9 protein-coding genes are annotated in these 21980 nt (G+C 49.8%); 7 read left to right on the top strand and 2 right to left on the bottom strand.

Annotated features, from left to right (window positions below):
• The first annotated feature begins 10 nt into the window (after nucleotides 1-10).
• Genes H8S65_RS06840 through H8S65_RS06830 form a run of 3 tightly spaced genes read left to right on the top strand, consistent with a single transcriptional unit; the run spans nucleotide 11 to nucleotide 6865 of the window.
• Nucleotides 11-4150: a hybrid sensor histidine kinase/response regulator transcription factor gene (locus H8S65_RS06840; RefSeq protein WP_186929247.1), complete on the top strand. Its 4140-nt coding sequence runs from the start codon at nucleotides 11-13 to the stop codon at nucleotides 4148-4150.
• A gap of 46 nt (nucleotides 4151-4196) precedes the next feature.
• The gene (locus H8S65_RS06835; RefSeq protein WP_186929246.1) at nucleotides 4197-5672 is read left to right on the top strand and encodes a TolB-like translocation protein; all 1476 of its coding nucleotides are present in this window, start codon (nucleotides 4197-4199) and stop codon (nucleotides 5670-5672) included.
• A 5-nt stretch (nucleotides 5673-5677) separates the two neighbouring features.
• Nucleotides 5678-6865 carry a DUF6057 family protein gene (locus tag H8S65_RS06830; protein WP_186929245.1) on the top strand — a complete coding sequence of 396 codons (1188 nt, stop codon included), beginning with the start codon at nucleotides 5678-5680 and terminating at the stop codon, nucleotides 6863-6865.
• 15 nt (nucleotides 6866-6880) lie between these two features.
• On the opposite strand, the gene H8S65_RS06825 is transcribed toward H8S65_RS06830, so the two are convergent.
• Nucleotides 6881-7648, bottom strand: coding sequence for an AAA family ATPase (locus tag H8S65_RS06825; protein WP_186929244.1), 768 nt, complete (start codon nucleotides 7646-7648; stop codon nucleotides 6881-6883).
• Nucleotides 7649-8724: 1076 nt separating this feature from the next.
• Here H8S65_RS06825 and H8S65_RS06820 point away from each other — a divergent pair.
• The 4 genes from H8S65_RS06820 to H8S65_RS06805 all read left to right on the top strand — a co-directional run bounded on the left by H8S65_RS06820 (nucleotide 8725) and on the right by H8S65_RS06805 (nucleotide 21205).
• Nucleotides 8725-15033, top strand: a complete 6309-nt coding sequence (locus H8S65_RS06820; RefSeq protein ID WP_186929243.1) for a YDG domain-containing protein — start codon at nucleotides 8725-8727, stop codon at nucleotides 15031-15033.
• A 214-nt stretch (nucleotides 15034-15247) separates the two neighbouring features.
• Nucleotides 15248-18526, top strand: a complete 3279-nt coding sequence (locus H8S65_RS06815) for a SusC/RagA family TonB-linked outer membrane protein (protein ID WP_186929242.1) — start codon at nucleotides 15248-15250, stop codon at nucleotides 18524-18526.
• A gap of 19 nt (nucleotides 18527-18545) precedes the next feature.
• On the top strand, nucleotides 18546-20300 hold the full coding sequence (locus tag H8S65_RS06810) for a RagB/SusD family nutrient uptake outer membrane protein (RefSeq protein ID WP_186929241.1): 1755 nt from the start codon (nucleotides 18546-18548) through the stop codon (nucleotides 20298-20300).
• Nucleotides 20301-20326: 26 nt separating this feature from the next.
• Entirely contained in the window at nucleotides 20327-21205 is an 879-nt protein-coding gene (locus H8S65_RS06805) for an endonuclease/exonuclease/phosphatase family protein (protein ID WP_186929240.1), read from the top strand.
• A gap of 3 nt (nucleotides 21206-21208) precedes the next feature.
• Here the strand turns inward: H8S65_RS06805 and H8S65_RS06800 are convergent, their stop codons facing one another.
• The gene (locus H8S65_RS06800; RefSeq protein WP_186929239.1) at nucleotides 21209-21979 is read right to left on the bottom strand and encodes a helix-hairpin-helix domain-containing protein; all 771 of its coding nucleotides are present in this window, start codon (nucleotides 21977-21979) and stop codon (nucleotides 21209-21211) included.
• Between the last annotated feature and the right edge of the window lies 1 nt (nucleotide 21980).

The following is a 21980-nucleotide window of genomic DNA, read 5'->3' as shown; positions in this document are numbered from 1 at the left end:
CAAAAACACTATGTCTGGTACGATGTCGATACGTCTATGGGTTATGGCTTTGTTATCCTTTGTCATTCCCCGTTCGTATGGATCGGATAATCCTTTCCCCGCTTTGCATTTCGAGCATATATCGGTAGAAAACGGACTTCCGACGGACGAAGTGCGCCAGGTGTTCCAGGACAAAGACGGGTATATCTGGATCGCCACCAATAGCGGGCTGTGCCTCTATGACGGTTATCAGATCAGGACTTTCAAATCGAACCTGCATACGCCCGGCCTGTTGAGCAACAATACCATCAACTGTGTCACGGACGACAACCGCCATAACTTGTGGATTGCGACCTACGACGGGGTGAACGTGCTGGATAAGACGACCGGGCAGATACGGAAAATCACCTGTTCGGGGTTGCAGCGCAGCATAGTGGACCGTTTGTTGGTCACCTCTTCCGACCGCGTGTTTATCGGTACGGAAACGGGTGTATTCGAATATCTTCCCGGACAGGATTCCTGCGTCGCCTTCAAGCCCGGTATCGTGAAGGGGGCTGTCAAGGCTTTGGTGGAAGATTCCGGACGGAACCTGTGGATCGGAACCTGGTCTGACGGTTTCTACCGGTACGACGAGCAGAAGGACGAGGTGTACGGCTATCCGGCGTTGAACGAGTTGAACTCCGCTTTCGATATATTCGAGGACAGCAAGCAGCGTATCTGGATCGCCTCGTGGGGCTACGGCCTGTTCCTGCTTGAGAATCCCTATGAGCCGGAGCGTTTGGCCTGGAGGCAGTTCCGGCATGACGACAACGACCCGAACAGCCTTTGCTATGATATCGTCTACGATATGGAGGAGGACCGGAATACGGGGACTCTTTGGGTCGGGACCCGTGGCGGGTTGAGCGTGCTTTACGACGAAGAGAACGGCCTGTTCCGGAACTACTGTCCGGACAATTCGGATAAGTCCGTATATTATAATGATGTCAATTCCGTATTCCGGGACGACGAAGGGATGATGTGGCTCGGATTGTTCGGGGGAGGGGTGAACACGGTCATTACCCGCAAACCGGAGTTTAGGCTGGACCGGTTGGAGGCGATCGATAACCCGCTGCTTACGAACCCCTCTGTCCGCAGTCTGATGGTGGACAGGGAAGGGCTGCTTTGGATCGGCTTAGGGAGCTGGGGGTTCTTTGTACATGACCGTGCGACCGGGAGTTATACCCATAACCTGGACTTGCCTGAGTTCAGGAAGTTAGGCCGCCTGCCTACGATCAATACGATCGTCCAGTCTCCTACATCGGATAAGGTTTGGCTGGGGACGTATGACTGGGGAGTCGTTTCCTACGACCGGTCGCTGCCTGCCGGCGAGCAGGCGCAGTTGCTTGACTACGACTCGGCCCCTTGGCTGCCTAACCAGTGCATCTATTCGATTTGTGAAGACCGGGAACGGAATACCTGGTTCGGTTCCCGCAACGGCATATGCGTCCTTATGGCAAACGGCGAGGGTGTCCGGTTCGATTCCTTGAAGCTGGACGGCACTTCTGTCAATGCCTATGCCTATCAGGCTATCGTGCAGGATTCGCAAGGGCAAATCTGGACCGGAACGAATAACGGCGGGGTGATCAGGATTACCGGCGACCTGTCGCGGCCGGACGAAATGTCGTTCGAACGTTATTCCCTCGACGAAGATAAGCTGAACAGCATTTCCGTCCTCTCTCTCTTTATCGACAGCCGCAAACGCCTTTGGGCGGGGACGGAAGGAGGGGGGCTTAACCTCTATGATCCGGGGCAGGACCAGTTTATACCGGTGCACAAACTTGCCAATTTGCCCGGCGACGCCATATTCAGTATCCGGGAGGACCGGCAGGGGAACCTTTGGATGGGTACGAACGTAGGTCTGATGAAAGTCCGTATCACGGACAATCTTTCGGACGCGACCTACCGCCTGTACACCGTTTCCGACGGCTTGCAGGATAACATCTTTTACCGGAACACGGCTTTTGCCGATACCAACGGCGAGATGTTCTTTGGAGGTTACAGGGGCTACAACAGCTTTTTCCCCGACCGGATGACGGACGAAGAGACATTCCCGCCGGTTCGGATTACGGACATCAAAATATACAATCGTTCCTGGTCTTTGCTCGACGCGAAGGAGAAGGAGGAGATATCCCGGCTGGCCCCCGATTTTACGGAACGCATCCGGCTGGACTACCGTAAGAATAACTTCAGCATCGAGTTTGCCGCCCTGAGTTTCTCCAACCCCCGGCAGATCAAATATGCTTATAAACTGGAAGGTTTCGATGCCGGCTGGCAGTATGCCGATGCTTCGCATCCTTTTGCCTATTACAATAACCTGAAGCCGGGGACTTACGGCTTCCTGCTCAAATCGACCAATTCCAACGGGACGTGGAACCGGGCTGTCAGGCATCTGTCGGTCGTGATTCTGCCGCCGCCCTGGAAGTCGGGGTGGGCCTATGCCGGCTATGCCCTTTTGCTGTGCCTCCTGGCGTATATCGCCTACCGGATCGTGCATTACCGGATCGAGATGCAGAACGCCTTGCACCTGAGAAGCCTCGAACAGGCGAAGGCCGAGGAGGTGAACCATTCCAAATTGCAGTTCTTTACGAATATCACGCATGAGTTGTTGACCCCGCTCACCATCCTGTCGGCTGCGGTGGACGAGTTGAAGAGGGTCAGCCCGCAGAACGGGGAGCACTATCAGGTCATGACAAACAATATCAACCGCCTGATCCGCCTGCTCCAGCAGATATTGGAATTCAGGAAGGCGGAGACCGGCAACCTGAAGTTGAAGGTTTCGCACGGCGACTTAGCTGCGTTTGTCCGCAACAGTGTGGATAGTTTCCGCCCGCTGATCAAGAAGAGGGAGATCGACTTCTCCCTGGTCTGCCGGCCCGAACAGTTGCCTGCCTGGTTCGACACGGACAAGGTAGACAAGATCTTGTATAATCTCCTGTCCAATGCCGCCAAATACAACGAGCCGGGCGGCATGGTCCGCGTGGAACTGTCGGTCGTTGAACCGGGGAAAGCCGGGATCGTCATAAAAGATAATGGAAAAGGGCTCTCGCCGGAGGCCGTGAAGAACCTTTTTAAGCGGTTCTACGAAGGCGACTACCGCAAGTTCAAGACGATCGGGACGGGTATCGGGCTTTCGCTGACCAAAGACCTGGTACAGTTGCACAAAGGAAACATAACGGTGTCGAGCAAACAGGACGAAGGTTCCGCCTTTGCCGTGACAATCCCTATCGGTCGTGACTATTATCTCCCGGAAGAAATCGACGAAAGCATGCCGTACCCTTCAACTCCGGCAGCTTCCGCCCCGGTCTTGGAGGAAGCGGAAACCGAACCGGCAAAGCCGGCCGACAACCTCCGGTCCCTGCTGTTGATCGAGGATAATGAGGACCTGTTGCATCTGATGGTCCGCCTGATGAGTCCGACCTACAAGGTCTTTACCGCTACCACCGGAAAAGAGGGGATGGCGATTATCGGCCAGGAAGATATCGACCTGATCGTCTCCGACATTATGATGCCCGAAATGGACGGGATCGAGTTCTGCAAACAGATGAAAGGCAGTCTTGAAACCAGCCATATCCCTATCGTCCTGCTGACGGCAAAGAACCGGGAGGAAGACCGGGCGGAGGCGTATGACGCCGGTGCGGACGGCTTTATAACGAAGCCTTTCAACCTGAGCGTGCTCCATGCCCGTATCAATAATTTGTTGAAGCAGAAGGAACGTGTGTCGGGTGACTTTAAGAAACAGTTGGTGTTCGAGACAAACGAACTCAACTATACGAGCCTCGACGAGAATTTCCTACAGCAGGCGATCGATTGTGTCAACCGCCACCTCTCGGACCCCGACTTCGACCAGCAAGTATTCCTCGATGAAATGGGTACGAGCAAATCCACCCTCTACCGCAAGCTGAAATCGCTTACCGGGCTCAACTCTTCCGCCTTTATCCGGAATATCCGCCTGAAGGCAGCCTGCCGGATCATGGAGGAGAAGAAGCATATCCGCGTTTCCGAACTGGCTTATGCTGTCGGTTTTAACGACCCGAAGTATTTTAGTGTCTGTTTCAAGAAGGAATTCGGCATGCAGCCCAGCGAGTATCTGGAGAAGTTTGTGGATTCTGCCTTGTCTGCGTCCGATTTATGAAAGAAAACGTAGCAATCCCCGAAGAATATTTTATAATTTTAATACGATGATTCAGAATACTGTTGCAACAAAGAAGGACCTGTTTGAATTCTTCCTGCCCTTGCTGCTTTTCCTCTTTTCACTGGCAGCTTGCAGACCGGACGATAAGGAGGCGAAAGCGGAGAGTAAGGACTATCCTGCCATTTTCCCCGATTATACCGGTGTGACAGTCCCGTGTAACATCGCACCCCTGAATTTCAGTGTACCCGAAGCCAGGGAAATAAAGGCGGTCGTCGAAGCAGACGGAAACGAGTTGGCACGGTTGCAGGGCGGATCGTGCGTGAAGTTTCCTGAAAAAGACTGGAAAGAATGGCTTCGCCGTTATGCCGGGAAAACCCTCGATGTGACGGTCTCCGTCTGGACCGACGGACATCCCGGAGGCATCCGTTATCAATCCTTTCCGGTGCATATTGCGACGGGCGGCATAGACCCCTGGATCGCCTACCGCCTGATAGAACCGGGCTACGAACTGTGGAACCGGATGGGAATCTACCAGCGCGACCTGACCTCCTTTGAAGAAAAGGCGATTGTGACGAACCGCCAGAATCATGATGGCTGCGTCAATTGCCACTCTTTCTGCAACTATTCGCCCGACGACTTTATGTTCCATGCCCGTGGCGTGAACGGTACGACCGTGCTGGTACGCGACGGTCAGCCCGCCCGCCTTGACCTGGCGAAAATGGAACCCGGCAAATCCGGAACCTATCCGATGTGGCATCCTTCGGGCCGCTACATTATTTTTTCTTCCAACGACACGCACCAGGCGTTCTATCACTTCGGGCACATGCCGGTAGAGGTGTACGACCTGTCTTCAGACCTGATGATCTATGATGTGGCCCATAACCGGGTACTGACCGATCCCCGTTTTACAAACCGGGAAAATATGGAAACCTTCCCCGCCTTTTCCCCCGACGGGAAAGAGGTCTATTTCTGCACGGCCCCGGCCCGGAAAATGCCGATGGAGTATAAATCATTGAAATATGCCCTTTGCCGGGTAGGCTTCGACGAGAATACCGGGCAGTTGCTCGAACAGGTCGATACGCTCTATAACCCTGCGGTAGCGGGAGGAAGCGCCTCTTTCCCCCGTATCTCGCCCGATGGGAAATACCTGCTTTATACCGAAGCCGCCTGTGCCACTTTCCCCATCTGGCATGCCGAAGCCGATCTTAAAATGATCCGCCTTGTCGACAAAGTGGAGATGGATACGTCGGCGCTCAATAGCGACGATACGGAAAGCTACCACTCCTGGTCGTCCGACGGGCGGTGGGTGCTCTTTAGCAGCCGGCGGCTGGATGGCCGCTACACTCGTCTTTTCATCGCAGCGGTAGATGAAAACGGCCGTTTCGGCAAGCCGTTTCTCCTGCCCCAGGAAGATCCGGAGCAGAACACCTTGCGTATGAAATCATATAATATACCGGAGTTTATCCGGGGAGAAGTAAAACTGGACAAAGGGAAAGTCACTTCCCTGTTCGATATCGAATAGAAAACATGAAAAAGAAGAACGAAATAAAGACGAAGCGGATCGGGCTGGCATGGCATTACGGGCTCTTGCCTCTTGTCTGGCTTTTATGGTATTTCTTGTACCCGGAAACGATTGGTAATGTGGAGGCGGAGAGCTTTTTCGTGTGGACGCCCGACTATGCGGATGAAAAACTCTCCGGGGGAGTGGCCGGGATATTGTCGCTTGCGTCCGGTTTCTTGTCCCAGTTTTTTCGTTGGCGCGAAGGGGGCGTGTTGATCCAAACCCTTCTTTTCGGCTGCATGTTAGGGTTGTCCGACCTGTTGTCCTGCCGTTTGCGTTGCCGGGAGTGCGCCTGGTTTTCGTGGGTGGTCGCCGGGCTTTTCCTTTGCCTGCAACTGCATTGGGGGCGGCTTGAACCGGCTATAGGCGTTGTGGCGGGCTACGGGCTTCTCGTGTCGTGTGTCGTCCTGCTGCCTGAACGGGTTCGCCTTGCCATCCCTTTGCGCTTGCTGCGGATCGCGAACCCGAAAATACATTATGGGCTGTCTGCCGCCATCATACTGTCTGCCTTTGCCCTGTTCGCCCTATCCCCGTCGGCACACAACCGGGAGAAAAGAATTGCTGTCAAGCAGGCGGCGACGGCGACCGCCTGGAATGCCGTTCTTCGCTATATTACGCCTGACGAGGCCCTGCACGACCCGATGTTGCAGCGGTACGCCCTTCTGGCATTTGCCGGGATGGATAAACTGGCGGAGAATCTGCCGAAATTCCGCTTGTCCTCGCCCGACAGCTTCTATTTCTATTTGCCGTCCACACCCGATGAACGCTACTTCAATGCTTTGTTCTACCGTTCGCTGGGCTTGTACAACGAGTATGTGCATCAACTCTCCGAGGTAGCTATCCAATATGCGGACGGGATGACTTTCGGTTGCCTCCGGCAGATCGCAGACGGCTATCTGAAGATGGGGAACGACCGGCTGGCGAAGAAGTACCTGACCCTGCTGGGCCGCTCCACCTGCCATGCGGGATGGGTACGGTCGCGGTTGGCCCTGCTGGATGCGTTGAAAGAAAAGCCGGTGGACACTCCGGAGAAAAGCTATTTCGATATTTTCATCGGCTCCTATCCTTTCCTGCACGAGATGGAACTCTTGTTGAAGGAAAACCCCCATAACACCCGTGCAAAGATGTATTTTGATGCAGCCTCCGCCCTGTAAACCTCCGGGTCAGGCTTAGACGATTCCCAGTTCGCGGAGCATCTGTTCCGTGTGCGTCAGGAAATATTTCGTCAGCTGGTAATGTTCCGTCTCCTCGAAAGGGGTCAGGCGGGCGCCGTCTTCGTCTATGTTGTAGATGTCGGCTCCCGGATAAGCCATCAGTATCGGCGAATGGGTGGAGATGATGAGTTGGCATCCCTGGTCCGCCAACTCTTTTATCCGTACGAGCAGCGACAGTTGGCGCTGGGGGGAAAGGGCCGCCTCCGGCTCGTCGAGGATGTAGAGCATGTTCCGTTCCCCGTAGTTGAGGAACGTGCTGAGGAAACTTTCACCGTGCGACTGTTCCAGCAGGCGCCGCCCCCCATAGCGTCCCATAGAGTAGTCGCGCCCGTATCTGAGGATGTCGCGCATAGATTGGGCGTCGATCTCGCGGGCATGGTCGAAAAAGGATTCGGCACGGAAAAAGAAATGGTCGTCCGGCTTGCGCACTTCCACTAAGCGAATCTGGTCGGGCAGGACATTGGCGAGTACCTTGTGGCTCTCGTCGCCATCGTTCAGCATTCCTTGCAAATCCTCGTCACGCCTCTCGTATTTATACATGACGGCTTCTAACAAGGTCGATTTGCCGATTCCGTTTTCTCCCACTAAGAACGTGACGGGCTTCGTGAATACCAGTTCTTCCATATACCGCACGGCTGCCGCCTTGTAGGGATATTTCAAGTCTTCTACCGGCCCCGATACCTCGTCCGGATTGATTAGTTTGATTTGCTTCAGATAAACCATGATACAGTTGAAAGTTGAACATTAACAATTGAAAGTTAGAGAAAGCCGGGCTTTCCCGATACTAAGATACGAAAGAAAAACAACTTTCAACTTTCAATTCTGCAAAACTTGGTTTCCGCACGTTCCGCATGTTCCGCACCTTATATTATTTATTTAATAGGTGGCCACATATATTCCAATAAGCAATTTGTCATAATGTTAAATTGACTATCTAAAACCGCGATATATGTGTTGGTAAAACGTCTGAAATAAATCAAATTGATAGAATTTAGATGATTATTTGTAATAAATAGGGTAACCGAGTGGCATGAAGATGTGTCAAAAACGCTGGCCATCGATTACCGGATGACGGACGAGCGGGTTTTGCATTTGGGAGCAAAGTATGCGACTAAAATTTACTTTCTGCCGAATTTTAACACTTGAAAGGTTGTCAAAAGGGCTAAATTCTCGCAATTGAAAAAATAGACATAGAATCAGCCCTTATACATGGGTACAAAAAAGCGACTGATCGTGCGGATTCTGCGAGGATAATATAAGCGTAACAACCTGAAAAACAGCAAAACTTACCAAGCGAAAAGTGTATAGAGCGGAACATGCGGAACGTGCGGAAACTTTTTCCCGAAAATGCTATTTTGTGAAAATACATTTAGAAAACTGCCGGCAGGTTTTTACAGAAAAACGTAAGTGTTTTTTCGGGAAGACTATTATCTTTTGATAATCAAGTCCGCTTTGCAGAACAAAAATCTACTGAAAAAATGACTAAAAAAAACGATCGTTTTTTTTGTCAACAAAAGTCAACATTTTTTTTCAATCCTCCAAATTTTTTTAGAACAAAATAACTCCTTAATATTCAATAGATGAGACTTTTTTTCTTCAAAATCTCTCCAAACTCGCACCCAGCCAGAAAATGACTAAAAAAAAGGATCGTTTTTGGTCGTCAAAATACATATAATCACACCTGTTAACTACTTTTTCAGGGAAAACCATTCGTATGGGGTAAGTTAATAAAGCGATTAAAGTAAAAATGAAAATTATCATTCAATGAACTCATTATTAATACTTTAATTAGAGAAATTATGAAGAGAAGATTACTTATGTTGTTATCGGTCTTTATGACGATAACGAGTGTGGGGTGGTTGCAGGCGGCAGATATTGTCTGGACAGTCGATGCAACTCGTACAGAGGCAGATACCCAAACAGCCTTTAAAACATTGAAAGCTGCGGTACAAGCTGCCAATAATCTGGGGGGAATCGATAAACTTGTGATTACTGTTGCTCCGGGAAATTATGACATCGAGCGGACTAATGCGACTACCGGAGACGGTAATTATTTGGCTATTACCCGTGACAATGTCGAAATTGTCGGAGGTGGACAAGAGCCTTCTGATGTAAAGATTTATTCATCAGCAGAAGCTGTAAATGGAAACTGGGTAGACCAGAATCTGATCACGATTCATGGAGATAATGTAAAGATCCAGAATGCAACTATTACTTGTAAGAAGCAAGTAAACAAGGTGATCGAAGTGTTGGGAGACCATGTGACTTTGAATAATCTTGTATTCAATGCTCCGGTAGAAGAAAAATTTGCAGGATCGATCTATTTCAATTCTCCGGCGAAAGATACGGAAAAGAATATCGGTACAGTTACACTGAAGAACTTGGTTCTTAATAACGGACGTATCACATTTACCGGAGCAGAAAAGGGCACTGTCAATATGGAAGGGATACAACTCTATTATAATGATGTGACCATAACCGGTGAAAGTATGAGTGATCTTCAGCAGTATACTCCTTTTGGAGCTATCGCAAACAAGCCGGATCTTGCTTTGAATGGTGGCGAGTCAGTGAATGTCTATTTGAAATGTTCTGAAAATTCGTACAAGTTAGACGCTGCTACGGTTGCCAATATGCCGGCCGGTTCTTCATTGAACTTAGTTAACGAAGGCGAATATGCTCTGACTTCCCAATTGGTGATCAATAAACCATTATCATTAAAAGGAGAACTTGATAAGGATGGAAATCCGGCTACAACTATTACGGCAATAGGAGAATGGAATGTTGATGATTCAAAAAAGAACTTGATCTCCATAGAGGGAAATGCAGGAGGAACTGTTAAATTACAAAATCTTTGTATAAAGGGTTCAAAAGGCTCCGGTATTAATGCACAATCCCAAATGAGCACTATCTTGCCGAATGTGACTCTGGAAAATAATATAAATGCGGGCTTGCTGGTACATAGCGAAGTTCATGCAACAAATTTGCATACGAAAGGGAATACTTGGGGAGGTGTGAACGTTGATAAAGGAAACCCTGAATATCCCCGATTGTTTACTTTTGATGAAAGATCGACTTTTGCCGAATCAGCCAAAATTTGGGCAGAAAAAGAAAATGCGAGCAATCCTGACGGTTTGGTTGTATGCCCGGAAGGTCAAAGTTGGAGTTACTTCGAAGGCTTGGGAGGTAAAGACAACAAGACTCCTATGTATTATTGGACGAACTCGAAACTGACACAGGAAGGTAATACTGTTTTCGCAAATGGTAATCCTATTACTATTAAAGCTGCGGGCGTAGAGGGTGAAGTGATTGTTTGTGCGACAGACAATGCTTCAGATTTCATCCAGTTGAAGAGTGATGAAGCGATTGTTTACGGTGGCTCTAAGAATAGGGCTGTAGAGAATTCTACAATTACGATGGAAAGCGGTAATATAAAACGGATCTATGGTGGTGGTTACGGTTCGACGGCTGAAAAAACGGCCAATGTTACCGGGACGGCAAACATAATGATAAAAGGCGGTACAATCATGGATCTTTTGTGTGGTGGTGGCGATCAGTTTGCCAAGACCAATGCTGTGGATATCAATATTTCCGGTAATCAGACGAAGGTACAGTGCTTATATGCAGGAGGTTTTGCTAATCCGGCTCAGAAGACTCCGGTTACGACATGGAATGATGCCGTTTGCGGTACAAAAGATGTCAAGATCACTATCTCCGAAGGAGTAGAACTCCCCGAAGGGTTAGGTTGTGGAGGCGGACAAGGGTATGCCTATACCGGAACTTCCAAAGTAACTATCACAGGAGCAAAACTCGGTTCTCTCTACGGAACACTGTCTAACGGTTATGCGGACGAAATCGAGGCCTCCCTCAAGAATTGCATGTTCAGCAAGGAGGGGAATTACTATGAAATGGGGGCGATCAACCGTGGACAGATTCGTAAAGGAAGCTTTATGTTCGAGGGCTGTACGTTTAACAACTTAACGGATCTGAAAGCCAGCTTAGGTGCTGTTGATGGTTGGGCCGATTCCGATACGAACGGAAAACCAGTCCCTACAGTTTCGGAAGGGGTTACTTTTAAATTCGTCGACTCAAAAAGTGAAAATCCGATTATGATGATCGGACAGGGCTTGGCCAATGCGAATATCGAATTGACAGGAACAAAAGCATCTTTGAAGAAATTCCGTGATGGTACGGCTGTGTCCGAAGGAACATCCGATTTTGCCATTGCAGCCGGAAAAACTTGGAGTTTCAACTCCGGACTTGAACTTGGAACAGGCGAAGAGGCTGCGACTTTGGTCAACAACGGTAAACTCAACCTCCCGGTATCAGATATCATGACCGGTATTAACTTGTGCGGTGGTACTTTAATGGTCAATGCTGCTACTGTTGTTGCTGATTCTGTAATTGTTGCGATGAATAAGGCTACAAACAAATCTGATCTTTCCGAAAAGACTTTCTCTATAGAATGTAAGGACGGTGTTATCGCTTCCAACAAAACTGTAGCAAAAGAATTACTGAATGCAGGTAAGGTTGTGTATGAATTGACATTTAACAGCGACCAATATACTATTGCATCTTTCCAGAAAACATTGGCTAAGATAACCAACTTGCCGGATAGCGTGGTGTATGGTACGGCTCCGATCAAGTTGGCATTCAACTTGCCGGGTACGGAAGTTTCAATTGATGGCACAAGTGAAGTCGTAGCACTCAGTGATGATGGCGTTCTGACTATCAAGAAACCGGGTACTGTTACTTTTGATTTGAAAGTTAAAAAAGATAAGAATAATGATGGTGTAATAGATGAACAAGATAAAGAAAATGGCAACTTCACTTATGACGAAGATGCTGTCAATACGCAAGTCTTGAAAGTTAACAAACGTAAGGTTACATTGACTGCTGGTTTGACTGCTACAGAGAAGACCTATGATGGTGCGAAGACTATAACTCTGACAAAGGGAACATTGGGATTCTCCGGTAAGTTAGGTACGGATGCGACAGGTCTGGATTTGGCAGAAGGATTTAAAGGTGAACTGACAGATGCAAATGCAGGAGAAAACAAAGAGGTAATCGTTACCGCTGCTTTGGCGGCAAATGGTTCTGATTCTACCGCATTCTACGAACTGGCTCCTATCACATTTGTAAAAGCAAAGGTTACTCCGAAGGCTGCAACTGTCACGGCAGAGGCTAAATCGCGTGAATATGGTGTGGAAAACCCTGAATTTACAGCGACAACTACCGATCTGGTCGAGGGAGATAAACTCGATGGAATCCTGAAATTCACTTGCTCCGCAACCAAAGATTCATTGGTGAAAGAGGGTGGTTACGATATCGTACCTTATGGCCTGACTTCCGATAACTATACGATCACGTTTGCGAAGGGTACATTGACTATTAATGCTGTTGCCCCGGTTATCGAAATGGTAGAAGCAAAGACGGTATTGAACGGAACAGATCGTGATATCCAGTTGAAAGCTTGTTTGGTTAACAAGGGTGGTGTAGACACAGATGCTTCTGTTAAGTTTACATACAATAGTGGTAATTCTGTTGACGCAACGCTAAAAGATGATTTCTATACAGCAACAATATCCAATGCTGCAGCAGGAAAATATTCAATTACTGCATCTGCAACTGTTTCTGACAACAATACAGGAACAAGTAAGCCTGTTGAGGTAACAATCGATGAAAAGACTCCGCAGGTAGTTTCTTTCAGTACATCTGTCCTGCCTACAATGGTTTATGGCAACGAAATGACATTGTCTGCTACAAGTGACAAAGAAGCTGCTACAGGTGAATATACCTATACCGTAGCTGAAAGCGATCTGGCAACGATTACGGATGGCAAGCTGGAAGCAACTAAAGTCGGTAAAGTCACTTTGACTGTAACACGTGCTGCCGATGCTACTCACTCTGCCGCCGTAGCAACTAAAACAATCGAAATCACTCCGAAACCGATCACGGTTGCAGTAGGTGCAATAGAGAAGGTTTATGACGGGACGACTGCTATCGAGACACTTCCAACTTTCACATTAACAGGTGCGTCTAACGATGTTTCCGTTAAGACAGCTGGTCTGACACTTAGCTTCGCAAACAAGAACGCAGGCGAAAGCGTGAAAGTCCTGATGCCGGAACTGACATTGACAGGTACGAATGCAGCCAACTATACGTTGATCCAGCCGACAAATATAACCGGTAAGATCACGAAAGCTCCGCTCTCTGTTAAGGTAAAAGACGTGACCCGCATGTGGAACCAGCGTTATACGAAATATGAATTCGAAGCAACTGGCTTGGTAAACGGCGAAACATTAAGCACTGCTTATAGTGGCGAACTTACGGTAACAGAAGAAAGTTCTGCTTTGAACCTGAAAATGTCAGGTGCATGTCCGAACTACACAATTAAAACTGTTCCGGGTACGCTGACTGTAGAGTTGGGTACTCCGAAAGCGGTAGTATATGGTACGTCAAGTGACAGAAAAGCAATGATCGTTGATGAAGCCGGTTATTCCGGATTGAATGCTTCTGAAGTAGGAGGAGATGGCTATGCTAATATTCTGGATGCAAGTGGCAAGGTGATAGGCCAGAGTTTGAATAAGATTGAAACTTCTCCTGCTACAACTACTTCTCTTAATGCACCTATGCAAACGAAAGCTGCTGTTGCCGGCAATTGGAATCAGGAAGCATTCACGAAAATATCTTACGGTGTTTCATACGAGGTGACGAAACTTGGTGGAAATGGCACTTGGACTTATGAATCGACAAATGCCAATGTTTTGACTGTTGATGCAACTGGCAATGATATAGTTTGTACCCCTGTAGCAACAGGTAAGGCAACGATTCTGGCTATCAGTGCAGGTGAAGTAAAAATTCTAAACCTCGAAGTTACTCCGGCTAAGCTGATGATTAGCGCAACCGATATGGATAAGACTTACGACGGAACGACTCTTGCCTCCGGAACGCCTACATTAACAGGTGCAGACGGAAAGGACGTAGCACTGGATCTTTCCGGTATTACATTCAACTTTGCTGATAAGAAGGCAGGTGATAGCAAAACGATCACTCCGTCTCAATCGCTGGTTCTGATCGGTAGCGAAGCTAACAATTATGTCTTGGAAGGAAAACTGACCGGTAAGATCAGTCAGAAAGAAGTGACAGTCGGAACCCCGCTTAGTGCCTACTACAACGGAAAGTCTGTTATGGAATTGACTGATTATGCATCGAACGACCGTATCAGTGGCGATATCGTTCCGATTAAAGTAATCTTTGGTGCAGCGACAGTCGGCGAACAAACTGTAGAGCTTGCAATGGGTACGACTGGTGATGCCGGAAATTATAAGCTGGCAAGTTCTCAACCTGGAAAAGGCAATATCCTAAAATCAACAATCGTTGCCGTATTACCTGAAGGAGCTTCTTCTGCAAGCAACCTGAAGAGCAAAATCAAACTGACAGTCCGTGAAACCGGTGAAGCTGTTATAGGCAGTGAAATCGACTTCAATCCTACAATAACTTCCGAAGGTAGTGGCAGCAATGCTGTTTATTATGTGAACGGTGGTGAAACAGAAAATTATTCTGTTGTTTACGACAAGAACCAGATCGGTTTCAAGAGCGAATCGAATCCTCCTGCTGGTGGTGGTGACGAAGACGAAACCGTTACAATCACCTTAGATGCAACAACCAAAGATCTTCCTCGTACGGAAGAGTTCGTACTGACAGCTACTGTATCTCCTGCCGGCAAGACGGTTACATGGAGCAGCAGCGATCCTACTGTAGCCTCTGTAACAGCAGATGGAAACAAGGTGACAGTCAAAGGTGTTAAGGTTGGAAAAGCAACGATCACAGCAACGATCGGTGATGTAACCGCCACTTGCGAAGTAACCGTAGGTTTCGCAACCGGCCTCGAAGAAGCTCTTGCCAATACAGAAGTGTTTGGAAGAAAGGGAAATATTTATGTGAATCCGATTCAGCCGCTACAGGTGACCGTTGTAAACATGATCGGTAAGATCGTCTACAATGCACGTATCAGTGGCAATACGCAAATACCGGTAACGAAAGGCATTTACATTGTGAAATTAACCAATGCCGGCAATTCTATTGTTACCAAGGTTAATGTATACTAATCCATTATGTATAGAGAGTTTTAGTATTGAATGAGAAAGGGCGTCCGCGAGGGCGCCCTTTTTTCTTTGTATGCCCTGAAAATAAAGTAATATTGCCACGGCTTTTGTAACGATATTGTAATGAATAGTAAACGCTGATTTAATACTCCGGTTGTTCCTTTGCAGCGGTTTTAATAGGTAAAAATATATTTGTTTTAACGCAAAAAGAACAAACATGGAGATTAAGAGTAGAGTGACCCGGTTTGCGGGTTTACTATGTATCGCAGGTGCATTACAGGGAATCCCTGTAATCTATTCCGCCAATCCGGGCGGAATCATAAGCGTTACCCGGCAGGGAACGTATCATCTGACAGGTACGATTGTGGATGGATACGGGGAACCCGTTATCGGAGCCAATGTAGTGGAAAAAGGAACGACTAACGGGACGGTGACCGATATCGACGGGAAGTTCTCGCTGGAAGTAGCCCCTGACGCTGTGTTAACAATCTCTTTTATCGGATATATTCCGAAAGAAATCACACTGAAAGGAGAGAAAGACTTGAAAGTAGTCTTGATGGAAGATACGCAGACGCTGGACGAAGTAGTCGTGGTCGGTTACGGCACGCAGAAGAAAGTGAACCTGACCGGAGCCGTCGAACAGGTGACCAGCGAAGTGTTTGACAATCGTTCCGTCCCCAACGTGACACAGGCCTTGCAAGGTTCGATCCCCAACCTGAACATCCAGTTGACCGACGGCAAGCCGACCCGCTCGGCGAGTTATAATGTCCGCGGTACGACTTCGATCGGGCAGGGCGGTAGTGCGTTAGTCCTGATCGACGGTGTGGAAGGCGATCCCTCGATGTTGAATCCGAACGATATCGCCAGCGTGTCTGTCCTGAAAGATGCCGCCTCGGCTGCCATCTATGGCGCGCGCGGTACTTTCGGTGTTGTCCTGATCACCACCAAAGAGCCGACTAAGGACAAGACTTCCATCACCTATTCCGGTAACTTCGCCGTGCAGAAGCCGGTGACGGTTCCCGACTTCGTGACCGACGGATATGAATATGCCAGCCACTTCTATGAAGCCTATCATGCGTGGAACAACTATTCGGCCGACCCTAAGAACATCAACAAGACGCAGGAATTCTCCCTCGGCTGGCTGGAAGACTTCAAGAACCGGAAGGAACAGGGCATAACTGACGAGGTGACGGTCGATGCTACCGGCAAATACGTCTACTACGGCAACGAGGACTATTACGACGCCCTGTATAAGAAAACGACCTTCGCGCAGGATCATAACTTGTCGGTGACCGGTAACAACGGGAAGCTGAACTACTACGTTTCCGGGCGTTTCTATGGCTACGACGGCTTGTTCCGCTACAATACCGATGATTATAAGATGATGAACCTGCGTGCGAAAGGTTCCGTGCAGGTGTTCGACTGGCTGAAGATCGAGAACAATATGGACTTTTCAAACATGGATTACCATAACCCGATCAACGTCGGCGAAGGCGGTTCCATCTGGCGTAACATTTCCGATGAAGGCCATCCGACCTCGCCTATCTTCAATCCCGACGGTAGCCTGACCTTCTCGGCCGCCTATTCGGTCGGTGACTTTATCTATGGCAAGAACGGGATCGACACCAATAACAAGGTATTGAAGAATACGACCGGCTTTACGGCTTCCTTCTTAGAAAACAAGCTGCACGTACGGGGCGACTTCACGTTCCGCAATACGGATGAGGCGCAGACGCAACGCCGTGTACCGGTTCCTTACAGCACATACGAGGGAGAAACACGCGAACTTAGCACGAAGTACAATGACTTGAAGGAGAGTAATATGCGGACCGAGTATATCGCGACCAACCTGTATGCCGACTATGAGGAAACATTTGGCGATGCGCATTATTTCAAGGGAATGATCGGTTACAACTATGAACAGTCTACCTATAAGAGCACATACGTGCAGCGTAACGGCTTGCTGCTCGACGAATCGGAAAATATCAACTTGGCGTTAGGAGATGCGATCACCACATCGGGCGGTTATAACAAATGGCGCGTGGCAGGCGGTTTCTTCCGTATGAACTATGCCTTCAAGGACCGCTACCTGTTGGAAGTGAACGGACGCTATGATGGCTCTTCCAAATTCCCGACCGACCAGCAATGGGCGTTTTTCCCTTCCGTATCGGGTGGATGGCGTGTGTCGGAGGAATCGTTTTGGAAAATAAACCCGGACCTGTTTTCTAATCTGAAAATACGTGCCTCATACGGCTCGTTGGGTAACGGTAACGTCTCTCCGTACAGTTATCTCGAACTGTTGAGCATCAGCACTTCCGGTCGTGTCTTGAACGGCTTGAAGAATAAGTACACGAGCGCTCCGGCTGTCATGCCTGACGGATTGACCTGGGAAACGGCTACGACGACCGACGTCGGACTGGACTTCGGCATGCTGAACAACCGTTTGCAGTTCAACGGCGACTATTACATCCGTAAGACAACGGATATGTACACGGTCGGCGAAACGCTTCCCGACGTCTTCGGCGCCTCTTCTCCCAAAGGCAACTATGCCGACATGACGACCAAAGGATGGGAAATCACGCTGACCTGGCGCGACCAGTTCACATTGGCGGAGAAACCGTTCAACTACGAGATCCGCGGTACGTTGTCCGACTATATCTCGACCATCGACCGCTATAACAACCAGACGGGTAACCTGGACGACTACTATGCCGGCAAGCGCGTCGGTGAAATCTGGGGATATGTGACCGAAGGGCTGTTCAAGGACCAGGCCGATATCGACAGCCATGCCGACCAGACGCTGATCCAGTCTTCCTCCAAACGCATCACCTATCCGGGAGACGTGAAGATCAAGGACCTGAACGGCGATAAAGTGATCGACTACGGCAATAACACATTGGACGATCATGGCGACAAGAAGGTGATCGGTAACGCACTGCCCCGCTATTCCTACAGCCTCAATCTCTCCGGCGACTGGAACAACTTCTTCCTCTCTGCATTCTTCCAGGGGGTGGGGAAACAGGATTGGTATCCCAGTTCGGAATGTATCTTCTGGGGACAGTACAACCGCCCGTACAACAACATGCCGACCTGGCATCAGGGCAACTACTGGACCGAAGACAATACGGATGCTTACCTGCCCCGTTATGCCGGTTACAATGCTTCCCTGAAGTCTACGCCGCAGACCCGCTACCTGCAGAATGTCGCGTATATCCGTCTGAAGAACCTGCAATTCGGTTACACCCTGCCGCAACAGGTTGTTTCAAAGGCAAAGTTGCAGAACGTACGGGTCTATATATCCGCCGAGAACCTCTGGTGCTGGTCTCCGCTCTATAAACATACACGCGACTTGGATGTGACGAACATCTACGGTTCCGATCCCGACCTGACGGATGCCGATATGTCCTCCGGGCTGAACGGGAACCGTGGCAGCGGTGACGGGAACAGCTATCCGCAGATGAAGAGTGTGAGTTTAGGTTTATCAGTAACATTTTAACTAAAGAACTATCAACGACATGAAACGGATTATATATTCTTTTGTATCTGCCTGTTTACTTCTTTCTTCCTGCTCGATGGACGAGATACCGCAGGCTTCGGTGGACAAGGACACGGTCTTCAGGACCGAGAAGGGGCTGGAAACGTATTCCTACTCCTTCTATAACATGCTCCCTTCGGTGGCGAATGGGTTCCGGCAGGATGCGATGTGCGACTATGGGGCGGTGACCAGCTTCGACAACTTTATCCGTGAAGGGGCTTACTCGGCAGAGTTGAGCGACGGATGGTCGTGGAGCGACTTGCGTAACATCAATTACTTTATCGAAAACTGCACGAACGAGGCGGTCGATGAGTCTGTCCGTAACAACTATATCGGCCTGGCCCGCTTCTTCCGTGCTTATTTTTACTACAAGATGGTGGTGCGTTTCGGCGATGTGCCCTGGATAGACCGCACGTTGGGTGTGGACGACGAGTTGCTGTTTGCTCCACGCGATTCGAGGACTGTCGTCATGGATCATGTATTGGAAGATTTGGATTTCGCTTGTGCGAATATCTCGCGGACGAAGGACGAAACCGGATCGCTGGTGACGAAATGGGTGGCTTATGCGTTGAAATCCCGTATCTGCCTCTTCGAGGCTTCTTTCCGCAAGTATCATACGGAGTTGGGATTGACCGACTCGGCTGGCGAATGGTATCAGGAGGCTGTCCGTGCAGCCGAAGCGGTTATGAAAGAAAGCGGGTACTCCATTTATACGGGTGAGGGCACGGAGGCTTCTTTCCGTTCGCTGTTCATCAGTGACAAGCCGGTTACCGGCGAAGTGATGCTGGCGAGTTGCGCCGATGCCGGGCTGGCCGTGTTGGGCGAGGCTAACTGGTGGTGGACTTCGGGCACGTACGGGGCACGCTTCAGCATGATCCGTACGTTCGTCAATACCTTCCTGAACACGGACGGGACACCGTTTACGGACCGTGCCGGCTACGAGACGATGGAGTTCTACGACGAATGCCGGAACCGCGACGCACGCCTCGCTCAGACGATCCGCACACCGGGGTATGAACGCGACGGGGCGCCTGCTGCTCCTAACTTCAACGGCTATTCCTATACGGGCTACCAACCGATCAAATATACGTTGGATGATACCAAATACGATGCCGGCGCTTTGAACACGAATGCGATCCCGTTGTTTCGCTATGCCGAAGTCCTGCTAAACTATGCCGAGGCAAAAGCCGAGTTGGGGACGCTGACGGATGCGGATTGGGCGAATACGGTCGGTGTGCTGCGTGCACGTGCCGGTATCACCGGCGGCCTTTCTGCCAAGCCGACCAAGGTGGACGCTTATTTCCAGCAGAACTATTTCCCGAATATCTCCGACCCGGTCATCCTCGAAGTGCGCCGTGAGCGTTCCATCGAACTGGCGTTGGAAGGTTTCCGTTTCACCGACCTGAAACGTTGGAAACGGGGCGAGCTGATGACGATGCGTTGGACCGGCATCTATGTCCCCGCCCTGAATGTCCAGATGGACCTCGACAAGGACGGTACGCCGGACGTGATCTTCTATAAGGGAGAGAAACCTACCGGGCTGCCTGCTTCCTGTACGCCTGTCCCGGTAGGAGAGGGCACGCAGCAGGGATTGACCGGGGCGACTTCGGGCAACCTGACCTGGTCGGACGATGATCCGCGCATCTGGTACGGCGATGGCCGCCAGTATTACTATCCGATCCCTCAGTCGGCAATCATCAAGAACGGAAACCTGAAACAGAATCCGGGTTGGTAAATGTATAATCGATAAATGATAAGGATATGAAAAAGACGATAAGTGTATTTGCTTCGGTCCTCCTGCTGGCTGCTTTGCTCCAGTCATGGGCCATGAAAGAATCCCGCCCGGCTACAGGCGGGAAGGGCGAACTGAACGTGGCGACCTTCAACCTCCGTATGGACACGGAGAAGGATGGCGTGAATGCCTGGCCGAACCGCAAGGAGATGGTGAAAGGGCTGATCCGCTTCCACGATTTCGATATCTTCGGGACACAGGAAGGGTTCAGGCATATGCTGGACGGGATTGCCGAACTGGACGGGTATGCCTATATCGGTGCCGGGCGCGATGACGGGGAGGATGCGGGCGAACACTCCGCCATCTTCTATAAGACCGGTCGTTTCGACTTGTTAGACAAGGGGAACTTCTGGTTTTCCGAGACGCCGGATGTTCCGGGAAAGGGCTGGGATGCTACTTGCTGCAACCGTATCTGCTCCTGGGGCAAGTTCCGGGATAAGGTGAGCGGCAAAGTGTTCTATTTCTTCAATTCCCATTACGACCATCAAGGGAAGGTGGCACGCCGGGAATCCTCCAAGCTGCTGGTCGCCCGTATCAAGCAGATTGCCGGAACGGATGCGACGGTCTTTGCGACGGGAGACTTCAATGCCGTCCCGACCGACGAACCGATGGTGACGTTGGCGTCCGACGGCCTCCTGCTGGACTCGTACAACCTGAGCGAGCAGCCGCGCTACGGTACGGAAGGCACTTACAACAGCTTCAAGACGGATTCCGAGATGAAGAACCGCATCGATTATATCTGGGTGACGAAGGGGACGAAGGTGAAGAAGTATGCTGTTCTCAACGATATGCAGTACGGGCGTTTCCCGTCGGATCATTTCCCCGTGATGATACAAGTCGCGTTTTGAAGTTCACTTAAATGACAGGTACGGTGTGAGCCGCTTCTTGTCCGTATCTGTAAATTCTTCTATCAGTTGCAGGTTCTCCCATCCGGAGAGCCTGCTTTTTTGTTTTCGGAGCTGTTCGATCGCTTTCGCCTGCCGGTAGTCGAGGTAAGGGTGCTTGCGGAGGACGGCGGCAGGCAAGGCGTTGACCTCTAACCGGCGTATGTGGAGCGTGTCGGCAATGAACCAGGGGGCGAGGGCCTGGTAGCGTTCTTCGTCGATGCCGTACACTTCCGCTAATTGGCTGACATCGTAGAAGCCGCCTAAGAGTTCCCTGTATTTCACGATCCGCCGGGCGAAGGTGCTACCGATGCCGGGGACTTTTTTCAGGATCGTGGTGTCGGCGGTGTTGAGCTCGACGAGGGTTCCTGGCGTGTACTTTTCCGTCCGGGTGTAAGGGGAATATTCTTTCCGTTTCTTCCCTATAGGGTAGGAACTGTTACCTGCAAGGGCGGAATTTTTACCTTTAAGGGTATTTTTATTTCCGTTCGGATGGGATACGGATTCCTGCCGGATAGAATCGGTTTCCTTTTCGGATGTGTTTTTTCCGGTGATTATCCGTTTTTCGCCCGATGCCTGTCGGTTTTCCGTTCGATGGGCATCCGTCTGCGAAGCGATAGGCATCCGTTTCCCGTCTGTCCAAAGCAATAAAATCCAGGAAATGGTGATGAGGCAAAGGAGCAAAGCCAGTGCCCTCCGTTCGCCTTTGGAGAAATAGAGAAGGTCGCGCCAGTTCATA

Origin of the sequence: Parabacteroides hominis, assembly GCF_014287585.1 — a bacterium.
GTDB classification, from domain to species: domain Bacteria; phylum Bacteroidota; class Bacteroidia; order Bacteroidales; family Tannerellaceae; genus Parabacteroides; species Parabacteroides hominis.
The sequence above is the reverse complement of the archived record's forward strand: the minus strand, read 5'-3'. Positions and strand labels throughout refer to the sequence as shown.